This window comes from Shewanella sp. AS1, assembly GCF_021412565.1.
GTDB lineage: Bacteria > Pseudomonadota > Gammaproteobacteria > Enterobacterales > Shewanellaceae > Shewanella.
In genome coordinates this window covers 1-20528 of record NZ_JAKCLJ010000009.1, presented here as the reverse complement: position 1 = coordinate 20528, position 20528 = coordinate 1, and the positions used below count along the sequence as shown (strand labels likewise).

16 protein-coding genes and 1 rRNA gene are annotated in these 20528 nt (G+C 48.5%); 10 read left to right on the top strand and 7 right to left on the bottom strand.

The window, feature by feature from the left end:
• Positions 1 to 132: 132 nt before the first annotated feature.
• The 6 genes from lpdA to ampD all read right to left on the bottom strand — a co-directional run bounded on the left by lpdA (position 133) and on the right by ampD (position 9196).
• A complete protein-coding gene (gene lpdA, locus LZP69_RS12060; protein WP_234200869.1) occupies positions 133 to 1560 on the bottom strand; it encodes a dihydrolipoyl dehydrogenase in 1428 nt (475 codons plus the stop codon).
• A gap of 143 nt (positions 1561 to 1703) precedes the next feature.
• Positions 1704 to 3734, bottom strand: a complete 2031-nt coding sequence (gene aceF / locus LZP69_RS12055) for a dihydrolipoyllysine-residue acetyltransferase (RefSeq protein ID WP_234200868.1) — start codon at positions 3732 to 3734, stop codon at positions 1704 to 1706.
• A gap of 11 nt (positions 3735 to 3745) precedes the next feature.
• Positions 3746 to 6412: a pyruvate dehydrogenase (acetyl-transferring), homodimeric type gene (gene aceE, locus LZP69_RS12050; RefSeq protein WP_234200866.1), complete on the bottom strand. Its 2667-nt coding sequence runs from the start codon at positions 6410 to 6412 to the stop codon at positions 3746 to 3748.
• Between the two features lie 67 nt (positions 6413 to 6479).
• Complete coding sequence (gene pdhR, locus LZP69_RS12045) at positions 6480 to 7232, bottom strand: pyruvate dehydrogenase complex transcriptional repressor PdhR (RefSeq protein ID WP_234200863.1); 753 nt, start codon at positions 7230 to 7232, stop codon at positions 6480 to 6482.
• A gap of 320 nt (positions 7233 to 7552) precedes the next feature.
• Positions 7553 to 8404, bottom strand: coding sequence for a beta-lactamase regulator AmpE (gene ampE / locus LZP69_RS12040; RefSeq protein WP_234200861.1), 852 nt, complete (start codon positions 8402 to 8404; stop codon positions 7553 to 7555).
• Between the two features lie 249 nt (positions 8405 to 8653).
• The gene (gene ampD, locus LZP69_RS12035; protein WP_442800683.1) at positions 8654 to 9196 is read right to left on the bottom strand and encodes a 1,6-anhydro-N-acetylmuramyl-L-alanine amidase AmpD; all 543 of its coding nucleotides are present in this window, start codon (positions 9194 to 9196) and stop codon (positions 8654 to 8656) included.
• Between the two features lie 429 nt (positions 9197 to 9625).
• Here ampD and nadC point away from each other — a divergent pair, with 429 nt between their 5' ends.
• From nadC to mutT, 10 genes are all read left to right on the top strand, one after another.
• On the top strand, positions 9626 to 10522 hold the full coding sequence (gene nadC / locus LZP69_RS12030; RefSeq protein ID WP_234200859.1) for a carboxylating nicotinate-nucleotide diphosphorylase: 897 nt from the start codon (positions 9626 to 9628) through the stop codon (positions 10520 to 10522).
• Between the two features lie 49 nt (positions 10523 to 10571).
• Positions 10572 to 12272, top strand: a complete 1701-nt coding sequence (locus LZP69_RS12025; protein ID WP_234200858.1) for a PglL family O-oligosaccharyltransferase — start codon at positions 10572 to 10574, stop codon at positions 12270 to 12272.
• Positions 12273 to 13062: 790 nt separating this feature from the next.
• Positions 13063 to 13500, top strand: coding sequence for a prepilin-type N-terminal cleavage/methylation domain-containing protein (locus LZP69_RS12020; RefSeq protein ID WP_234200856.1), 438 nt, complete (start codon positions 13063 to 13065; stop codon positions 13498 to 13500).
• 7 nt (positions 13501 to 13507) lie between these two features.
• Positions 13508 to 15217 carry a type IV-A pilus assembly ATPase PilB gene (gene pilB, locus LZP69_RS12015; protein WP_234200855.1) on the top strand — a complete coding sequence of 570 codons (1710 nt, stop codon included), beginning with the start codon at positions 13508 to 13510 and terminating at the stop codon, positions 15215 to 15217.
• A 119-nt stretch (positions 15218 to 15336) separates the two neighbouring features.
• Entirely contained in the window at positions 15337 to 16608 is a 1272-nt protein-coding gene (locus LZP69_RS12010; protein ID WP_234200853.1) for a type II secretion system F family protein, read from the top strand.
• Positions 16609 to 16829: 221 nt separating this feature from the next.
• Positions 16830 to 17741: a prepilin peptidase gene (locus tag LZP69_RS12005; protein ID WP_234200851.1), complete on the top strand. Its 912-nt coding sequence runs from the start codon at positions 16830 to 16832 to the stop codon at positions 17739 to 17741.
• 32 nt (positions 17742 to 17773) lie between these two features.
• Positions 17774 to 18379: a dephospho-CoA kinase gene (gene coaE / locus LZP69_RS12000; protein WP_234200850.1), complete on the top strand. Its 606-nt coding sequence runs from the start codon at positions 17774 to 17776 to the stop codon at positions 18377 to 18379.
• Between the two features lie 272 nt (positions 18380 to 18651).
• The gene (gene zapD / locus LZP69_RS11995; protein ID WP_234200849.1) at positions 18652 to 19386 is read left to right on the top strand and encodes a cell division protein ZapD; all 735 of its coding nucleotides are present in this window, start codon (positions 18652 to 18654) and stop codon (positions 19384 to 19386) included.
• A 41-nt stretch (positions 19387 to 19427) separates the two neighbouring features.
• On the top strand, positions 19428 to 19646 hold the full coding sequence (yacG, locus tag LZP69_RS11990) for a DNA gyrase inhibitor YacG (protein ID WP_234200848.1): 219 nt from the start codon (positions 19428 to 19430) through the stop codon (positions 19644 to 19646).
• A complete protein-coding gene (gene mutT, locus LZP69_RS11985; RefSeq protein WP_234200847.1) occupies positions 19643 to 20032 on the top strand; it encodes an 8-oxo-dGTP diphosphatase MutT in 390 nt (129 codons plus the stop codon). Before yacG ends, mutT begins: the two co-directional genes overlap by 4 nt.
• 367 nt (positions 20033 to 20399) lie before the next feature.
• Here mutT and rrf read toward each other — a convergent pair.
• A 5S ribosomal RNA gene (gene rrf, locus LZP69_RS11980) occupies positions 20400 to 20515 on the bottom strand.
• Between the last annotated feature and the right edge of the window lie 13 nt (positions 20516 to 20528).

Sequence of the window (20528 nt, the reverse complement as noted above, 5' to 3'; positions counted from 1 at the left end):
GAAAAAACAGATCACCTCTTCACCTTATCAAGCTTGTATCCCTAAGGCGAATAAAAAAAGCACTCATAGAGTGCTTTTTTACTTATAAATCAAATTTTACTCACCTTTAATCTCAAGGCGCGAGCAAAAGGATTACTTTTTCTTCTTTGCCTTTGGGTTTGGCAAGTCAGTGATAGAACCTTCATAGATCTCAGCCGCTAGGCCTACTGATTCATGTAAGGTTGGGTGCGCGTGGATGGTCAATGCTAAATCTTCAGCATCACAACCCATCTCGATTGCCAGACCGATTTCGCCTAACAGCTCGCCGCCGTTAACACCGACAATGGCACCACCGATCACGCGGTGAGTCTCTTTGTCGAAAATCAGCTTAGTCATACCGTCAGAACAATCTGAGGCGATTGCACGACCGCTGGCTGCCCATGGGAATGTCGCAGTTTCGTAAGCAATACCTTGCTCTTTCGCTTCTTTCTCAGTCAGACCAACCCAAGCTACTTCAGGATCTGTGTATGCAATCGATGGGATCACCTTAGGATCGAAGTAATGCTTCATGCCCGCAATCACTTCGGCAGCCACGTGGCCTTCATGCACACCTTTGTGTGCCAACATTGGCTGACCCACGATATCACCGATAGCATAGATGTGTGGCACGTTGGTGCGCATCTGCTTGTCGACATTGATAAAGCCGCGCTCGTCAATCTTAACGCCTGCTTTCTCGGCATCGATAGACTTACCGTTTGGCGTACGGCCAATGGCAACCAGAACTGCATCGTAACGTACAGGCTCAGCAGGTGCCTTCTTGCCTTCCATTGAAACGTAGATGCCGTCTTCTTTGGCTTCAACCGCAGTCACCTTGGTTTCAAGGATCAGGTTGAACTTCTTCTTAATCTTCTTGGTGTAGACACGAACGATATCTTTATCGGCGGCCGGGATCACCTGGTCGAACATCTCAACCACGTCAATCTCACTGCCCAGTGACGAGTAAACTGTACCCATCTCTAGACCGATAATACCGCCGCCCATCACCAGTAACTTGCCTGGTACTTCTTTCAGTTCCAATGCATCGGTCGAATCCCAAATACGGGGATCTTCATGAGGAATGAAAGGCAGTTGGATTGGACGAGAACCGGCAGCGATGATCGCCTGCTCGAAATGCACCACTTTAACGCCATCTTCGCCAGCAACTTCAATCGTGTTTGGACCTGTGAATTTACCCAGACCATTAACCACGTTCACTTTACGCATCTTAGACATGCCGCCTAAACCGCTGGTCAGCTGGCCGATCACGCTCTTCTTGTATTCGCGTAATTTGTCTAAATCGATTTGAGGCTCACCAAATACCACACCGTGGCTGGCTACCGCTTTGGCTTCTTCAATCACTTTAGACACGTGCAATAGTGCCTTAGATGGGATACAACCCACGTTCAGACACACACCACCTAAGGTGCTGAAACGCTCAACGATCACAGTCTCCAGACCGAGATCCGCAGCACGGAATGCCGCTGAATAGCCCGCAGGACCCGCACCTAATACCACTACCTGAGTTTTGATTTCGTTACTCATGTTTTCCTCTATTCTTCTTCATTCCGTTGGCTAGTCCAACGAGAGTTCACGCCAGCTACAGAACTGAATTCCCGTAAGGTGGGCGCATTTTAACCTGACATCAAATCAAACAAAAGGCTACTCAACGCGAGTAGCCTTCATCATTACAAAATAAGTGTGCGGATATCGGACAGCATACTTGACAGTGTCACGCTAAAGCGTGCCGCCATGGCGCCGTCGATAACCCGGTGATCATAAGATAAAGAGAGTGGCAACATTAACTTAGGCTCAAACTCTTTACCATTCCACTTAGGTTTAATCTCAGACTTGGACACACCCAGAATCGCCACATCAGGATAGTTGACGATAGGGGTAAATGCCGTACCACCAATGCCACCTAGGCTGGAGATGGTAAAGCAGCTACCCTGCATGTCGGCCGCTTTGAGCTTACCATCACGGGCTTTCACCGAAATATCCATCAGTTCGGCAGACAGCTCGAGTATGCCTTTCTTGTCTACATCGCGCACCACAGGCACAACCAGACCGTTTGGCGTATCAACCGCCACACCTATGTGGTAGTACTTTTTCTTGATCAGCGACTCACCGTCTGGGCTCAGGCTTGAGTTAAACACAGGGAACTGCTGCAGCGTCTTAGCGACCGCCTTCATCATAAACACCAGAGGGGTGATCTTGATGCCAGTTTTTTGCTTAGCGGCAAGTTCATTTTGCTGCTTACGGAAGTTCTCAAGCTCGGTAATATCCGCCTCATCGAACTGAGTCACATGGGGAATCGTCACCCAGTTGCGGTGCAGGTTAGGGCCTGAGATCTTCTGAATTCGGCTCAGTGGTACTTCTTCCACTTCACCAAACTTGGCAAAATCCACCTTAGGCGCGGCAATCACATTCAGACCACCAGCACCACCAGCAACCGCAGTAGCCGCAGAGGCTTTTGGACGGCTCAACTCATACTTGATATAAGCCTGAACGTCCTCTTTAAGAATACGCCCTTTCGGACCCGTACCCTTCACTTGGCTCAAATCGGCACCAAACTCACGGGCCAGACGACGCACTGCAGGGGATGCATGCACCACACCTGTTACAGGCTGACTGCCGGCACTTGGATGATGAGGTACAGGCGGCTTATTCGCAGCCGGGGCAGGAGCACTTGGCGCGAGAGCCGCTGCGGGCGCACTTGCTGCTGGCGCTGGTGCTGGTGCTGATGTTGGTGCTGATGTTGGTGCTGATGTTGGTGTTAGTGAAGCGCTAGCTCCAGTCTCAATCGTAGCAATCACGCTGCCCTGAGACACCTTGTCACCCACTTTAACGGTTACCGAAACCAACTTACCGGCGAAAGGTGCAGGCACCTCCATGGTCGCCTTGTCGGTTTCTAAGGTGATTAAGCCTTGGTCGGCTTCAATCACATCACCGGCGGCGACTAAGACTTCAATCACGTCCACATCGGCAGCATCGCCGATATCGGGCACGGCAATCTCTTTCACTTCAACTGTGGCTGCTGTAGCAGGCGCCGCTTGCTGTGCTGGCGCACTAGCGGTAGGGGCTGCGGTCGGTGCAGGAGCGGCTTCGCCGCCGCTCACTTCGAGCATGAGTACCAGTGAGCCCTGAGAGACTTTATCGCCTACGGCCACTTTAAGCTCTTTAACAACACCCGCTGAAGGTGCAGGCACCTCCATGGTGGCCTTGTCGGTTTCAAGAGTGATTAGCCCGCTGTCGACATCGATACTGTCGCCCACGGCCACCAGCACTTCAATCACATCAACATCTCTTGCATCACCTATATCGGGCACAGTCACTTCGATTACTCGAGAACCTGTTGCCACTTGAGAACCTGTTGCCGCTGCTGCCGGAGCAGCAGGCGCCGCTTCAGTCACAGGAGCTGGGGCTGGCGTTTCAGCTACTGGCGCAGGCTTTTCTGCAGCAGGCGCTGGCTCGGCCGCCGCTTCGCTGCTGAGCATAGCAATCAAGGTGCCTTCTGAAACCGTATCTCCTACAGCCACTTTCAACTCAGCTAGAGTGCCGGCGAAAGGCGCAGGAATATCCATGGTCGCCTTGTCGCTTTCGACCGTAATAATTGAATCTTCTGCGGCCAAAGCGTCACCCACAGAGGCACAGATTTCGATAACCTGTACTTCATCCCCGCCAATATCGGGGACTAAAACTTCTTTTAATTCAGCCATCTTTTATCCCCTTATGCGTACTGTGGATTGATCTTGTCAGTATCGATACCGTACTCGCTAATCGCCTTAGTCAAGACATCGACCGGCAACTCGTTACGATCCACTAGGGCTTTAAGTGATGCAATCACGATGAACTTGGCATCCACTTCGAAGTGATGACGCAGGTTGGCGCGGCTGTCACTGCGGCCAAAACCGTCTGTACCCAGCACTTTATAATCCGTTGGGATATAAGCACGTAGCTGCTCACCGTAGAGCTTCATGTAATCGGTCGCCACAATCGCAGGCGAATCGGTTGCGATCACTTGGCTCACATACGCCTGCTTAGGTGTCTCGGTTGGGTGCAGCATGTTGTAACGCTCAACCGCCTGACCATCACGGGTCAGTTCGTTAAAGCTGGTGACACTGAACACATCTGATGAAATACCAAAGTCTTTAGCTAAGGCCTGCGCCGCTTTACGCACCTGCTCAAGAATAGTGCCACAGCCCATCAGCTGAACCTTACCCTTACCGCTGCCGCTAACCGATTCAAGCTTATAGATACCCTTAACTATGCCCTCTTCAACGCCTTCTGGCATTTCTGGCTGAACATAGTTTTCGTTCATTGTGGTCAGGTAGTAGAAGATATCTTCCTGATCATCGCCATACATGCGTCGGATACCATCCTGAACAATCACCGCAATCTCGTAACCATAGGTTGGGTCGTAAGAGATACAGTTAGGAATTGTGTTGGCCAGAATATGGCTGTGACCATCCTGATGCTGCAAGCCTTCGCCGTTCAAGGTTGTACGCCCAGACGTGCCGCCCACCATGAAACCACGGGCACGCATATCACCAGCCGCCCATGCCATATCGCCAATACGTTGGAAACCAAACATAGAATAGTAGATATAGAAGGGGATCATAGGCATGTCGTTAACCGAGTAACTGGTCGCCGCCGACACCCAAGATGACATAGCGCCCAGCTCGTTGATACCCTCTTGCAGGACCTGACCCGACTTGTCTTCGCGGTAGTAAGCCACCTGATCAGAATCCTGCGGCACATACTTCTGCCCTTCGTGAGCATAAATACCCACCTGGCGGAACAGACCTTCCATACCGAAGGTACGGGCTTCGTCAGGAATAATTGGCACAATATTCTTGCCAATCTTCTTGTCTTTCAACAGTGCGGTAAGAATACGCACAAAGGCCATAGTGCTTGAGATCTCACGACCATTTGAGCCTTTTAATACGCCATCGAAAATCTTCAGTGAAGGCACTTCAAGATCTTCTGAGAACTTCTCAAGACGTGCAGGCATTGGGCCATGCAGCGCCGCACGGCGTTCTTTGAGGTATTTCACCTCTTCGGAATCTGGACCTGGGTGATAGAAAGGAATTTCGTCTAACTTATCATCAGGGATAGGGATGTTGAAACGGTCGCGGAAGTAGCGGATCGCTTCGATATCCATCTTCTTCACGTTGTGCGCGATATTCTTACCTTCACCGGCATCACCCAGACCATAACCTTTAACGGTTTTGGCCAGAATAACCGTTGGGCGACCCTTGGTATTTTTCGCGTGTTCCAGTGCAGCATACATCTTCACCGGATCGTGACCACCACGGTTTAAGCGCCAGATATCGTCATCTGACATATTGGCCACCATCTCGGCGGTTTCTGGATACTTACCGAAGAAATGCTCACGGGTATAGGCGCCACCTTTGGCCTTACAGTTCTGGTATTCACCATCAACTGTCTCTTCCATCAGCTGCAGCAGTTTACCGCTGGTGTCACGGGCCAATAGTGGATCCCAGTAACGACCCCAGATAACCTTAACCACTTCCCAGCCAGAACCACGGAATTCGCCTTCAAGCTCTTGAATAATCTTGCCGTTTCCGCGCACAGGGCCATCGAGACGCTGCAGGTTACAGTTAACGATAAAAACTAGGTTGTCTAACTCTTCACGAGCCGCCAGACCGATAGCACCTAAGGCTTCTGGCTCATCCACTTCACCATCGCCCAGGAAGCAGTAAACAGTTTGCTCAGAACAATCTTTCAGACCACGGTCGGTCAGGTATTTAAGGAAGCGTGCCTGATAGATAGCTTGAATCGGGCCCAGACCCATAGAAACAGTGGGGAACTGCCAGAAGTCAGGCATCAATTTAGGGTGCGGATAAGATGACAGACCCTTACCATCCACTTCCTGACGGAAGTTATTCATCTGCTCTTCGCTGATACGACCTTCGAGGAAGGCACGAGAGTAGATACCTGGAGCGATATGGCCTTGGAAATAAACCAAATCGCCGCCATCTTTCTCGTTCGGGCCACGGAAGAAATGGTTAAAACAGACGTCATAGATGGTCGCGCTAGAGGCGAAACTGGAGATATGACCACCAAGCTCAAGATCTTTTTTCGAACCACGCAGCACCATAGCAAGCGCGTTCCAACGGACGATGGCGCGAATACGACGCTCCATCTCCTGATTCCCAGGCATGTGAGGCTCTTGACCTGCAGGAATTGTGTTTAAATAGGCAGTCGTCGCCGTGTAAGGCAGATGAGTTCCGTTACGACGCGCCTTGTCGATCAGCTTCTCTAGCAGGTAATGAGCACGCTCGGAACCTTCCTGTTCCAACACGGCTTGCAGTGAATCTAACCACTCCTGGGTCTCTAATGGATCTAAGTCTTGTAGCATATGTTCAGACATATCGCAGTCCTTCTCTATATACATTAATGTATGAATTAATTAAAAAGGTGACGACTTAACCTACGGGTTAAGCGCCACTCTTCAAACGGCGCAGACTACGCTGCAACCGGCTATCTTCTTCCCGCACAGACAACATCACTTCCTCGATGTAACTTAAGTGTTCATTCGAGGCTTCTCTTGCTGCTTCAGGATCGCGGCGGACAATCGCAGCGAGCAGGTCCCGCCTATGATCATTTGCCATCTTGGATGCTTCGGCGCGGCGGCTGAGCAGTTCCAGGTTTTGTGCCACATTCTTATGCAGCACGGGAGATAAACTGAGTACCAGATGCAGCATGGCCACATTGTGTGATGCCTCGGCAACGGCGCGATAGAAACGAACAATCGCCTCCGCCTGTGCCTCAATATCTTTCGCGGCTTCTACTTCCTGGATTTTTTGCTGGATATTTTGCATGTCCGCATCGGTTCCCCGCAGCGCCGCAAAATAGGCCATCATGCCTTCGGTGGCATGACGAAACTCGAGCAGATCGTATTGACTCTCGGAATCGCTGTGCATCAACTCGACTATGGGATCGGCCAGACTCTGCCAAAGTTGTTCTTTGACATAGGTGCCACCGCCCTGACGGCGTAGCAACAGGCCTTTTGCTTCTAACTTTTGAATCGCTTCACGAAGGGAGGGTCGCGAAACTTCAAACTGCAGAGCCAATTCGCGTTCTGGCGGTAATTTTTGACCAGGTTGCAGACTACCTTCTAAGATCATCTGCTCTAACTGATTCATAATCACGTCAGAAATTTTTGGCTGGTTAATTTTGCTATAAGCCATATGGCTCTCAGCTCCTATTGTAAATTGGTCTTACCAATTTAATTGACTGAGCGCACTTTATCAAATCACATTTGATATGTCCAGCTTGTGATCCACATCAAGCAATCACTCGATTTGTGAGCATAGCTAACACTTTGATAGAAAGAGATTCGACCATTTAAGATAGGCCAAGATCCGCAACTGAGCAAATTCGCTCCTCTTACATAGAATCTAGAATCTAGAATCTAAATTCCTCGCTCCCCGCTCCCCGCTCCTCGCCGCCCTTAGCTCGAAGCTCGAAGCTCGCAACCCGTAGCTCGCAGCCCGTAGCTCCTAGCCCGCTAAGGCACCACCCCAAATATGGTCAACAGCGACAGGCCTATCACAAGCAGAATAAAGTTACGCTTACTGAGGCGCAGCAAAGAGATGGTCGATTGCACACAGATGGGCGCATCGGAATCCACTTCAAGGGTCTCAGCCTCCAGCGCCACCTCAGTGATAATCTCCCTAGCCGAGACACGCCAGTTAAACGCCCGCTGACTCCATTGGTTTAACGCCGAGGTAAAATGGCCGCTAAGCACATAACCACAGGCAATTAAGCGACTAGGCAACCAATCGAGCAAGGTCAGCAAAGGCTCCACCAAGGGCAGCTCCAGCCCTTTCACTTTCGCATCATCGGAAAAATAGCGCACAGTACAGTAGAACACAGCGCCAGCTGGGCCTAAGAAGATGAGATACAGGGCCACCGCGCCATAGAAACGGTAGTTAAGCCAGGCCACCGTCTGGCCCACTTTCGCCCCTAGATCCACCTCGGAAACAGCCTCCAGCGAACTGTATGGGTCCAGCTGCTCGGCATAATGAAAACTCCCGCTCACATCGCCGCGACAGGCCGCCTGAATATACTGCTTAAAAATCTCTCTCTGCTTGAGATGACTAAAACAGAGGATCGCAACCGCGGTCCAGAGCGCCAGACTCAAAACGCCCCAAAACAGCCCAGCGACAAACCAGGCCAGCACCTGCACCGCCAATGTCGGCAGTAACAGAGCAACCGCCATCATGGCCGACTGATGCAGTGGCTCACGACCAAAAAAGGTCTTCACATACAGACTCAGCAAGGTTTCTAACTGCCATGCCTGGGGCAGCAACTTTAACCTTTCAATCAAGATCGCCACTAACAAGGAAAACAGTGCCATCGATATCTCTTCCTTTATCTCTTTTTTAAAAGCAGCTGCGAGTATCTAGCTGCGAGCTTCGAGCTACGAGTCGCGAGCAGCTCGAAGTCCGTCGCTCTTAGCTCTTAGCTCGTAGCTCGTAGCCCGTAGCCCGTAGCCCGTTGCTCGTAGCCCTCAGCTCTCAGCTCTTAGCCCGTCGCTCTTAGCTCTTAGCTCTTAGCTCGTCGCTCTTAGCTCTTAGCCCGTCGCCCGTAGCTCGTAGCCCGTAGCTCAGCCCTCAAGCCCTTTCTTATATCTTGTCCAATCGAAACTCTCACCGGGATCGGTTTTTCGCCCCGGCGCAATATCACAGTGACCTACGATAGCATCAACATTGAGCATAGGATAAGCATCAAACAAGGCCAAAGTTAATTGCACCAGCTGCTGATATTGTGCATCGCTATAGGGCGTATCATCCGTGCCTTCCAGCTCGATGCCGATGGCAAAATCGTTGCAACCTTCCCGCCCCCGGTAACTCGATACCCCAGCATGCCAGGCTCTGTCATCACAACTGACATACTGCACCAGCTCACCGTCACGGCGAATAAGAAAGTGGGCCGATACCCTCAAGCCATCAAGTTCACAAAAACTGGCATCAGCGTCCCTATCCAGACAGCCCTGAAACAGCTGGTCTATATAAGGCAGGCCAAAACAGCCCGCAGGCAAGCTGATATTGTGGATCACCAGCAGACTGACTTCATTGTCAGGCCGCCGATTAAAATGGGGCGACTCGCACCTTCGCGCCGCCCCAATCCAACCTTGAGAAAAACCGATTTTACTCACCACAGAGACCATATAAGTTAATAAAAACAAATTAAAAAAATCTTAAACCCACAGCGCCATCGAAACAAGCTGCTTTTATAAAATCTAGCTGCGAGCAAAAAGCAAAGAAGTTGCGAGCTACGAGTCGCGAGCCGCTCGCAGCTCGTAGCTCGAAACCCGTAGCCCGTAGCCCGTAGCTCGAAGCCCATAGCTCATAGCTCGTAGCCCGTAGCCCGTAGCCCGTAGCCCGTAGCTCAAATAAGATCAATTTATCCTGCTTTTTAAACCTTAGGTTTGCTATGATCAAGCCAAACAAATTTCAGGCTCACAGCAGGCTAATGGGCTAAATCTTATGGGTAAATCATTTACTCATAATCCTCCTGCAGTTAAAGCCCTGCAAAAGTAGGCATAGCCATATAAAGGCATATAGAGGAAAGCAAGATGCTGGAAAATGATATTCGACTCGCAGTCAAAGTCGCACTAGAAGAAGATTTAGGTTATCAGGCTGACGCCAATTTAACCCCACAGCAAAAATTGTGTGCCGATATTACCGCCCAACTCATCCCCGCCGATAAATATGCCCAAGCTACATTAATCACCCGCGAAGAGGGCGTGTTCTGCGGCAAAGCCTGGGCGGAACAGGTATTTAATCAACTCGGCGGCGAAGTGGCCCTACACTGGCATGTGGACGATGGCGATCTCTTGGTGCCCAATCAGGTACTGTGCGAGCTCTCAGGCCCGGCCCGCGCCATCTTAACCGGCGAGCGCACCGCGATGAACTTTATTCAAACCCTATCGGGCGTCGCCAGCCTCACCAAAATCTATGTGGATAAAATCGCCGCCACCCATTGCAGATTGCTCGACACTCGCAAAACCCTGCCCGGTCTGCGCACCGCACAGAAATATGCCGTTACCTGCGGTGGCGGCAAAAACCACCGTATCGGCCTGTTCGATGCCTTTTTAATTAAAGAGAATCACATAATGGCCTGCGGCGGTATCGACAAGGCCATTAACGCCGCCCGCGAATTGGCCAGCGACAAACTGGTCGAAGTGGAAGTCGAAAGCTTGGATGAGCTAAAACAAGCACTGGCAGCTGGCGCCGATATCGTGATGCTGGATAATTTCGACATTACCATGATGCTAGAAGCGGTCGAGCTCAACAATCGCTTTCATAAAGAGCAAGGTTATCCGGAAGATCGCCGCGCCAAGCTGGAAGTCTCAGGCAATGTCACCATAGACACCATCAGCGATTTTGCCAAAACCGGGGTCGATTACATCTCAGTCGGCGCCCTCACCAAACATGTCAAAGCCTTGGATCTGTCTTTAAGATTGAAATGATGTTTTACTAACACGTCACATCATAAAACAACAATAAAAAGGATTTTGCATGGCAACTGCATCACAACGTTACTTCTATATCGTTTTCGCTCTTATGTTTGCAGTTGGCATGCATTATTTTCAACATAACTTTGGGGGTGTGGGTCTCGAACTTCCCTTTAATTTGGTCGTTTGGTCATTTGTTTCTATATTGATTGGCTTAGGTTTATGGAACAGCACCAATAAAAACACATTAGTTTACTCGCCACTATTGATCTCAGTTTGCCTCTTCACCCTCACACTTTTTATACCCATTTTATTTGGCAAAAATGAGCTAATACATAATAGCTATCAAAGGCTCATGGGCTTAGTGGCTGGACTCGTTTTTCTCTTTAGCCTTTATCAAATAAAACTTTCAATCAAAACCTTACAAAAGCTGACATTCTGGATACTGATAGGAGTAATCTTGGAGGGCTCACTCGGGCTACTTCAGCACTATGTTCACACGATGGGAAGTTTGCTGGCATTTGATGCTAAGACGATGAGACCATTTGGAGTGTTTAGACAGCCCAATGTTGCAGCGACATTTTTCGTGATGGGGATTGCACTTACTGCCTATCTATTAGCTTTTATGAAAGATCTAGATAAGAAGCAACAAACAATCATTTACCTTGCTTCAACACTCGCAGCCTGGCTAGTGATATTAAATAGCTCCAAAACCGCGACTATTGCCCTATTCGTTGTCTTACTCGGTACGGCGCCTTTACTGTTTCGCAGTGCAGATAAAAGAATTCTTCGCCGCTGGTATTTATCCATTCTGGTTGGATTATTGATTCCATTTTTGTTGAATCTCTTCAATGAGCAATACTCCCCAAGAGAAATTGCAACAATCGTCAGGCCTACCTTGTACCTGATCTCCTTGATCATTATCAGTAAGAATCTTCTTACTGGTACCGGTTATGGCAGTTTTAGCCATAGCTTTTATCAGGAACAAGCAGGCTATATAACAAGCAATGATTTTAGTGCAGCACAATTTGCCAATAATGCAATTCATCCTCACAACGAGCTTTTATTATGGGGTGTGGAGGGAGGAATTCTCCCTATTCTGGCAATTGTCGCCATAACCATATTTAGCATATATCGCTATTTTTCAAATTGTTGGGCTAGCGGAGCATTCTTTTTAGCCATCTTATTTCCTTCACTGTTCCACTCAATGACAGAGCTTCCTTTTTACCATTCTGCCATCGTATATATCACTTTCATTTTTACAATTTATCTAATTGAAAAATCAGTTTTTAATGAAAAAATAACTACTATGCCTAGGTATCTGAACTTCAAATTCAGCTCACTATTAATCCCTCTGTTAACTATAGTTTTTATGTTAAGTGGATTACATACCCATAGTCGTCTCAGTAAATTCGTAGAGACTAAATACAGCCAATACAGCTATCTACAAGAGATAATAAATCCTATTCCTATCCCAGAAAGTATCGAATACTCATGGTTTTTATCCCCTCTACTAACCAAACAAAATGATCCAGAATCATTACTATATTTTTTAGAATCTACAAAAAAAATAGTGAGCTATTGGCCTAAAGCAAGGCTATACAAAGATCTATCAACAGCCTGCGGACAGCTTGGAAAGAAAGAACTATCTAGAAAATTCTATGATGAGGGTCAGCGACTTTTTCCCTACAGCGATTATTTCAAAGGTAATTCGAGTAGTGATCTATCTCATCCACTTAATTCAGCATCATCAACACAGCACTAAAATTTAAAACAAATTTAACAAATAATGCTTGAATTTTATGCAGACCAAAATTATTGGTCTGCATAGAATTCACATCCGTCTAAAATTCATCCGCGATAAAATTTTGACACCAAAACCCCAAGCGCCAAACTTTCTGACAAAGCCAAATTCTTGCTATAACTTTTAAGTTTTAAAAAATCCCCTCTTAGACAAATTTATATAAATATTAACTATTTGAGGCTTTTTGAGACATATAACTATTTTATTTATTAATACTTTGTAATAAGTTTGCTTTCAGGCGAACGGGTCGCAAGATCTGTTCATCGGCAGTACAAAAACTGGTCTAAAATCAAAAAGATTCAAGCCAATAAAAAACAGACTCAGATCACACTATTCAGATACAAGTGTTAATGCTAAAGTTAAAAAGTTAACATTCTGATTTGACACTAGCCTGCTTTTGACTAGCTTTTAACTTATCAGACTAATTTCGTTGCAGTTTCATCCCTGCAGCTAACAGCTGATAGTAAAACAGATAGTAAAAGGTGATGTTAAAGATCATGTAAAAGAGTGGTAAGCGAGAAACGAGGGGCTAGAGTCTAGGTTTCTAGAATCTAGAATTTCAAGTGAGTCAAGAAAGGATGCAACATCAACGACGCAGTTAGCGGTTAAGTAGCGGTAAGGGGTCGTTCTGGGGCTGAAACCTAGCTGTGATGCCATTGCACAAAACAAGCAAGAGCTGAAACAGCCTGTTTTATTTTCTGTTGTAAAGAGTTGTAAATTTAAAAAGTGTTATCAAACGGAGAGAGTACAAATGAAAGGTATTAAACTAAACAAGGCAGTTAAGAATGCTAAGGGTTTCACCCTCATCGAATTGATGATCGTGGTAGCGATCATCGGTATCCTGGCCGCCATCGCGCTGCCCGCTTATCAAAATTACACAAAGAAAGCTAAATTCACCGAAGTTGTAAACGGAACTATGGCACTTAAGACAGCTGTAGATATTTGTTTTCAGTCAGAAGGATCTCTAGCTAACTGTGATACTTTTGCCAAAATTGGTGAGGTTGCACCTGAAGCAACCACTTTTTTGGGAGGCGTAACAATTGCTACTGGTACTGCAGCAATCCAAGCTACAGCTGCAAATACAAGTCCATTCGCAGGAACCGAAACATACACTATGACTCCTACTGCGACAGCAAACGGTACGACTTTAACTTGGGCAGGTGTTTGTAACCCAACCAACCTTTGTTAATTTCTAAATGCCAACTACCGGTCTACATTTAGGACTATCCACGCTGTTTTTGCGTAAAGGGCTGCTCGATGAGAGCAGCCTTTCCTCTGCTATTACTAAAAGCAGAAACACCAAGCAATCCCTCGTCTCTACTATCGTTTCAGAAAAACTGATCCCGGCCAAGCAGATCGCCGAACTCTGCTATGAAGAGTATGGCACGCCGCTACTTGATCTTAACGAATTTGATATCAGCAGCATCCCCGAAGAGTTCGTTAACCGTAAGCTCATCGAGAAACACAAATGCCTGCCGCTGTTTAAGCGCGGCAACCGCCTCTATATAGGCACATCGGACCCGACTAACATTGCCGCGCTTGAGGATTTCCAGTTCAGCGCCGGCCTGCACGCCGAGGCCATATTGGTCGAAGACGATAAGCTCACTAAGGCGCTTGAGAAGGTGCTCGAAGAAGATCTCTCGGCGCTGGATTTAGAGGGCATAGATGAAGAATCCCTCGCTGGCATAGAGATCACAGACACAGATAAGCGCAACGAAGAGCAGGCGGGTGATGGCAGCGACGATGCGCCGATTGTTATCTATATCAACAAGATTTTGACCGATGCCATACGTAAAGGGGCATCGGACTTGCATTTTGAACCTTACGAGAAACGCTATCGCATCCGTTTTCGAATCGATGGCATCTTACATGAGGTCTCAGAGCCGCCGGTGAATCTGGCCGCGCGCATATCTGCTCGATTGAAGGTGATGTCCAAGCTGGATATCGCCGAGCGCCGTGTGCCCCAGGATGGCCGCATCAAGATGAAGCTGTCGCGCACCAAGTCTATCGATTTTCGTGTCAGCACCCTGCCCACCATCTGGGGCGAGAAGATAGTAATGCGTATTCTCGATTCCTCTTCGGCCCAACTGGGTATCGAAAAACTCGGCTATGAGGAAGATCAGCGTAAACTCTATGAAGAGATGCTGGCCAAGCCCCAGGGGATGATCTTAGTGACTGGCCCGACGGGCTCGGGTAAAACCGTCTCCCTCTATACCGGCTTAAATATCCTCAATACCGAAGAGCGCAACATCTCTACCGCCGAAGATCCGGTAGAGATTAACTTAGAAGGCGTCAATCAGGTTCATATTAACTTAAAAGCCGGTCTCACCTTCGCCTCGGCGCTGCGCTCCTTCTTGCGCCAAGACCCGGATGTGGTCATGGTGGGTGAGATACGTGACCTAGAAACCGCCGAAATTGCCATCAAGGCGGCGCAGACAGGTCACTTGGTCTTATCTACACTGCATACCAACTCCTCGGCCGAAACCCTGACCCGTTTAATTAACATGGGGGTTCCCGGTTATAACATCGCCAGCTCGGTGAATCTGATTATTGCCCAGCGTCTTGCTCGGCGTTTATGTACCGAGTGCCGCGAACCCGAAGATGTCCCCGAACATGAACTGCAGAACTTAGGCTTCACTCAAGCACAGATTAATGAGGGCTTTACTGTGTATAAGGCCAAGGGCTGCGAATTATGCTCAGGCGGCTACAAGGGGCGTGTGGGTATCTATGAGGTGATGAAGATGTCAGATGAGATTGCCCGTACTATTATGGAAGGAGGCAACTCGCTGCAAATCGCCAATCAAGCCAAAGAGCAAGGGATGCGGGATCTGCGACAATCTGGCCTACGTAAAGTGATCGATGGCGTCACCAGCATTGCCGAAATCAACCGGGTAACCAGCTTCTAGGCTCGTAGCTCGTAGCTCGTAGCTCGTAGCTCGTAGCTCGTAGCTCGTAGCTCGTAGCTCGTAGCTCGTAGCTCGTAGCTTAGCAAAACTTAAAACTTCTTTTACACAAAGGATCTTGTATGGCTACCGCCTCACTTGCCAAACCAAAAACATCAAGCAAAAAGCAAAAAGCGGCCAATAACCAGCCTAAGGTCTTTACCTTCGAGTGGAAAGGCACCAACCGCGACGGCAAAAAAACCACGGGTGAGCTGCGCGGCACCTCAAGCAACGAAATCAAGGCCCTGCTCAAGGCCCAGGGGGTTAACCCCAAAATAGTCAAGAAAAAGCCCGAGCCGCTGTTTAAGAGTAACCCTAAGATCAAGGCGATGGATATCGCCATGGTCACCCGACAAATTGCTACCATGCTGGCGGCGGGTGTTCCCATAGTCACCACTCTTGAGATGCTCGGCCGTGGCCATGAAAAGCCCAGAATGCGTGAACTGCTGGGCACTATAGTAGGCGATGTGCAGGCGGGTATCCCCTTGTCGGATTCATTAAGACCCCATAAACAGTATTTCGACGATCTCTATGTGGACTTAGTGGCCGCAGGGGAACACTCAGGCTCTCTGGATGCCGTGTTTGACCGCATTGCAACTTACCGCGAGAAAGCCGAGGCGCTTAAATCCAAGATCAAGAAAGCCATGTTCTATCCCGCTGCCGTTGTCGTGGTGGCGATTGCCGTCACTACTCTCTTGCTGCTGTTTGTAGTTCCTCAATTTGAGGATATTTTTAGTAGCTTCGGCGCCGAGCTCCCCGCCTTTACCCAGCTAATCATAAACATATCACGCTGGCTACAGGGTTCTTGGTATTTCTTCGTTATTGCCATAGTTGTCGGCGTATGGGCATTTCGGCGCACCCATCTGAAATCGGAAAAATTCCGGAACAAGGTCGATGAGTTTGTGCTGAAAATCCCGGTTATCGGCGAAATTCTCCATAAAGCCGCCATGGCGCGCTTTGCTCGCACCCTAGCGACTACTTTTGCCGCAGGTGTGCCTCTCATCGATGGCCTGGAATCCGCCGCCGGCGCCTCGGGCAACTATGTCTATCGCAGCGCCCTGATTAAAGTGCGCACAGAGGTGATGTCTGGCATGCAGATGAACGTCGCCATGCGCACTGTGGGGCTGTTCCCTGACATGCTGATCCAGATGGTGATGATAGGTGAAGAGTCCGGCGGACTGGATGATATGCTCAATAAGATTGCTAACATCTATGAGATGCAGGTGGACGATGCCGTCGATGCGCTATCCAGCCTGATTGAACCTGTAATGATGGTGGTGATAGGTACTGTAGTAGGCGGTTTAATCATAGGTATGTACCTGCCTATCTTCCAGTTAGGTAATGTGGTGGGTTAACGGCAGCGGCGGGTAGCGAATCCCGAGCTGCGAGCTACTAGCTGCGAGTCCGTAGCCCGTAGCCCGTAGCCCGTAGCCCGTAGCCCGTAGCCCGTAGCCCGTAGCCCGTAGCCCGTAGCCCGTAGCCCGTAGCCCGTAGCCCGATAGACACTATCGCCTCGGTTATATAAAATCCAAAATACTAACTCATTAAAAATTAAGCTAATTAGTAATAATAAAAAATGACCCAATTTATTCAGGTAATGACGCAGCACCCTTGGCTGTTTGTCGCCATTGTATTTATCTTCGCCGCCACCATTGGCAGTTTTTTAAATGTCGTCATTCACCGTCTGCCTGTGATGATGAAACGGGAATGGCAGCAAGAATGCAATCACTATCTCGATGAGTATCATAAAGACACAATCAAGCCGATAGCCTCAAAACTGGCTCAGCCAATCGATGACTATCCTGAAAAATACAATCTGGTTGTGCCAGGCTCAGCCTGCCCCAAGTGCAAGACAGATATCAAACCCTGGCATAATCTGCCCATTCTGGGTTGGCTGATGCTCAAAGGTCGCTGCGCCAGTTGCCAGACCCCAATCTCAGGTCGATATCCCGTGGTGGAAGCTCTGACAGGATTAGCCCTGGCCTATCTCGCCTACCATTTTGGCCCAAGCTGGCAGTTTCTGTTTGCCGCCATCCTCACCTTCACCTTAATCCCGCTGATTGGCATAGATCTCGATGAGATGCTATTGCCCGATCAACTCACCCTACCGCTGTTATGGCTGGGGTTGATCATCAACCTAAACGGCACTTTTACCTCGATCCATGATGCTGTTATAGGTGCGGTGGCAGGCTATCTGAGTCTCTGGTCTGTATTCTGGGGCTTTAAGCTGCTTACCGGCAAGGAAGGCATGGGTTATGGTGACTTTAAACTCATGGCGGTATTTGGCGCCTGGCTCGGCTGGCAATTTCTGCCGCTGATTATCTTACTCTCATCGGTCGTCGGTGCAGTTGTTGGCGTGGCGCTTATCGTCAACAAAAAGATTAATTCCGGCAATCCCATCCCCTTTGGCCCCTATATCGCCGTGGCAGGTTGGATCGCGCTAATCTGGGGTGAGCAGATCATAGACTGGTATCTTTCTACTCTATAACGGGCGTTCTCACCAAAAAAGTAGGTAAAGCAATGGCAAATTTTATCGTGGGACTCACAGGCGGGATTGGTAGCGGTAAAACCACGGTTGCTAACCTGTTTGCCGAACTGGGCATAGACCTTGTCGATGCCGATATTGTCAGCAGGGAGGTGGTAGCCAAAGGCACCCCTGGCCTGCAAAAAATCGTCGAGCATTTTGGCGATGAGATTTTGTTAGCAGATGGTGAGCTGAACAGATCGGTACTGAGGGAAAAAATCTTCAATACCCCTTCAGAGCGCGAATGGCTCAATAATTTGCTGCATCCCATGATTCGGCAAAAAATGTTAAACCAATTACAAAAAGCTAACTCTCCCTACGCAATCTTAGTTGTGCCCTTGCTATTTGAGAATGGTTTAGATAGCTTAGTCAATTGCACTTTAGTGATTGATATTTCACCAGAGTTACAAACCAAACGCACAATGGAACGTGATGGCGTTAGCGCACAACAAGTCCAGAATATTATGGGCAGTCAGGCCAGCCGGGCAGAGAAGTTAGCTAAGGCTGACGATGTCATAGACAATCAGGGAACGATTTCTGAATTAACAAGCAAAGTAGTTAGCTTACATAATAAATACATAAAATTAGCAGAATGCACTTAGGGCGTGTTTATCTTTACTGTTTAATTTTTGTTCAAGATAAAAGCGTTTTAATCACGGCATGAGCTGTGACGCCTAGTCATCTAAGCAAATCTGCTCATAACAAAGAGTAAAACGCTTTTAGCCGAACCCGTAGGGCAGCGTTTGTTGTCATTTCTACTGCGTTAGCACTTTCTCATGTGGAATAACCACACATCAAAAGTGCTGCCTTGTATAAATTTCCAACAAACGGCTGCAAAAACAAACTTGAAAGATAAACACGCCCTAATAATGTCATGAATGAATTGATCTATGAACAACCACTAAATGAAAAGACTCGCAGCTACCTGCGACTCGAATATCTTGCCGAGCAATTGGCAAGCAATTTAGAGCAAGATCATCAGCATAGATGTTTTAATCCGCTATTTTCTCTTTGCGAATTAACCGAGCGTTGTGATTATCGCGGTGAACTGATCAAAGATATCGACAAGCAACTACTCAGTTTGAAACAGTGGCAGACTGAGCCCAATATAGATGCTCAGCAGGTCGCTTATTATCTGGATAAATTACAGGCCGCCAGAGAAGGTCTGCTCAACTGTGAGCGTCCGGGGCAAGCATTAAAGCAAGACAGATTTTTGTCTGCACTGCGACAGCGATTTGGTATGCCGGGCGCCTGCTGTAACTTCGACCTGCCGCAACTGCACTATTGGCTCGCCAAACCTTGGGAAGTTCGCCAGCAGGAATATCAAACCTGGACAAACCAATTCGACTGCCTTCTAACCCCTGTAAAACTATTGCTCGAACTCATCCGAAAAGCCACCCATTATCATCCCGCCAAGGCCGTTGCCGGTTTTTATCAAGGCAGCAGCAATCAGGCCCTATCCTTAATCAGGGTCAAGCTGGATGCCGATAAAGGCTGCTATCCAACCATAAGCGGTCATCGCAACCGATACGCCATCCATTTCGTCCTATTCGAGCAGCAGAAACACTCGAATCAATCGATCGACTTTATGTTGGCAACCTGCGCCTAAAGTGATTACCATTGGCACAAATGTGATTTTCGGAACGCTATATGCCAACAGTCGTCAACTGCCCAACCTGCCAAACCCCTGTCCAGTGGACACCTGAGTCAAAATTCAGACCCTTCTGCAGCGAACGCTGTAAACTGATCGATCTCGGAGACTGGGCCTCAGAGAAACATGCCATTCCTGTGAAGCCTGAATTCGATGCGGAGGATTTAGATGCCCTCGGCTATGAAGAAGCCGATTTCTTCAAGGATGACGACAGATGAAGCGCATCCATGTCGCCGTTGGGGTGATCTTAAATAGCAACAACCAGGTACTATTAGCCAAACGCCCGCAAAACCTGCATCAGGGCGGCAAATGGGAGTTTCCGGGGGGTAAGGTCGAAACCGGAGAAACCACCTCACAGGCTTTGGTAAGAGAGCTTAAAGAGGAAGTTAACCTCACTATCGAACTAACAGAGCCACTAATGGTCATCTCACACGATTATCCTGACAAACAGGTTCTGTTAGACATTCACACTGTAAATCACTTCTCAGGTGAAGCTGAGGGCTTAGAAGGCCAACAAGTAGAGTGGGTCGAACTCACCCAACTAGCAAACTACGACTTCCCCGAAGCCAACAAGCCCATCATAGATGCTTTGAACAAGCTTTAAGCCATAAGCGGTAAGCGGTAAGCCGTAAGCCGTAAGCCGTAAGCCGTAAGCCGTAAGCGGTAAGCGGTAAGCGGTAAGCAAGAATATCTTAACGCTCGTAGCTTATGGTGCATCAACTTTGCTAAGTCCAACACTGCAAAGAAATGACTTCTCGGTTCGCGTAGCGAACACATGGGGGTGGAGAAGCCCTGCAATGAATGCAACGCACTCAAGGGCTTTGTAGCGCGAAGCAGCTGTGCTGCAAGCTGAGGGGCCCACCCACACAGTGGCTGTGGGCTGCATGTGAAGTAGAGGTTCGCGAAGCGTATATACGAAAAAGCCCCAGTAACTCTGTGTAAGAGTTACTGGGGTTTTTCGTGTATTAGGCGTCTGGAAATGACCTACTCTCACATGGGGAGACCCCACACTACCATCGGCGCGATTGCGTTTCACTTCTGAGTTCGGGATGGGATCAGGTGGGGCCACAATGCTATGGTTTCCAGACAAAATTGTTAAA

Coding starts and splice junctions, on each gene's coding strand:
- lpdA (WP_234200869.1), bottom strand. CDS start 1,560: ATGAGTAACGAAATCAAAACTCAGGTAGTGGTATTAGGTGCGGGTCCT.
- aceF (WP_234200868.1), bottom strand. CDS start 3,734: ATGGCTGAATTAAAAGAAGTTTTAGTCCCCGATATTGGCGGGGATGAA.
- aceE (WP_234200866.1), bottom strand. CDS start 6,412: ATGTCTGAACATATGCTACAAGACTTAGATCCATTAGAGACCCAGGAG.
- pdhR (WP_234200863.1), bottom strand. CDS start 7,232: ATGGCTTATAGCAAAATTAACCAGCCAAAAATTTCTGACGTGATTATG.
- ampE (WP_234200861.1), bottom strand. CDS start 8,404: ATGGCACTGTTTTCCTTGTTAGTGGCGATCTTGATTGAAAGGTTAAAG.
- nadC (WP_234200859.1), top strand. CDS start 9,626: ATGCTGGAAAATGATATTCGACTCGCAGTCAAAGTCGCACTAGAAGAA.
- LZP69_RS12025 (WP_234200858.1), top strand. CDS start 10,572: ATGGCAACTGCATCACAACGTTACTTCTATATCGTTTTCGCTCTTATG.
- LZP69_RS12020 (WP_234200856.1), top strand. CDS start 13,063: ATGAAAGGTATTAAACTAAACAAGGCAGTTAAGAATGCTAAGGGTTTC.
- pilB (WP_234200855.1), top strand. CDS start 13,508: ATGCCAACTACCGGTCTACATTTAGGACTATCCACGCTGTTTTTGCGT.
- LZP69_RS12010 (WP_234200853.1), top strand. CDS start 15,337: ATGGCTACCGCCTCACTTGCCAAACCAAAAACATCAAGCAAAAAGCAA.
- LZP69_RS12005 (WP_234200851.1), top strand. CDS start 16,830: ATGACCCAATTTATTCAGGTAATGACGCAGCACCCTTGGCTGTTTGTC.
- coaE (WP_234200850.1), top strand. CDS start 17,774: ATGGCAAATTTTATCGTGGGACTCACAGGCGGGATTGGTAGCGGTAAA.
- zapD (WP_234200849.1), top strand. CDS start 18,652: ATGAATGAATTGATCTATGAACAACCACTAAATGAAAAGACTCGCAGC.
- yacG (WP_234200848.1), top strand. CDS start 19,428: ATGCCAACAGTCGTCAACTGCCCAACCTGCCAAACCCCTGTCCAGTGG.
- mutT (WP_234200847.1), top strand. CDS start 19,643: ATGAAGCGCATCCATGTCGCCGTTGGGGTGATCTTAAATAGCAACAAC.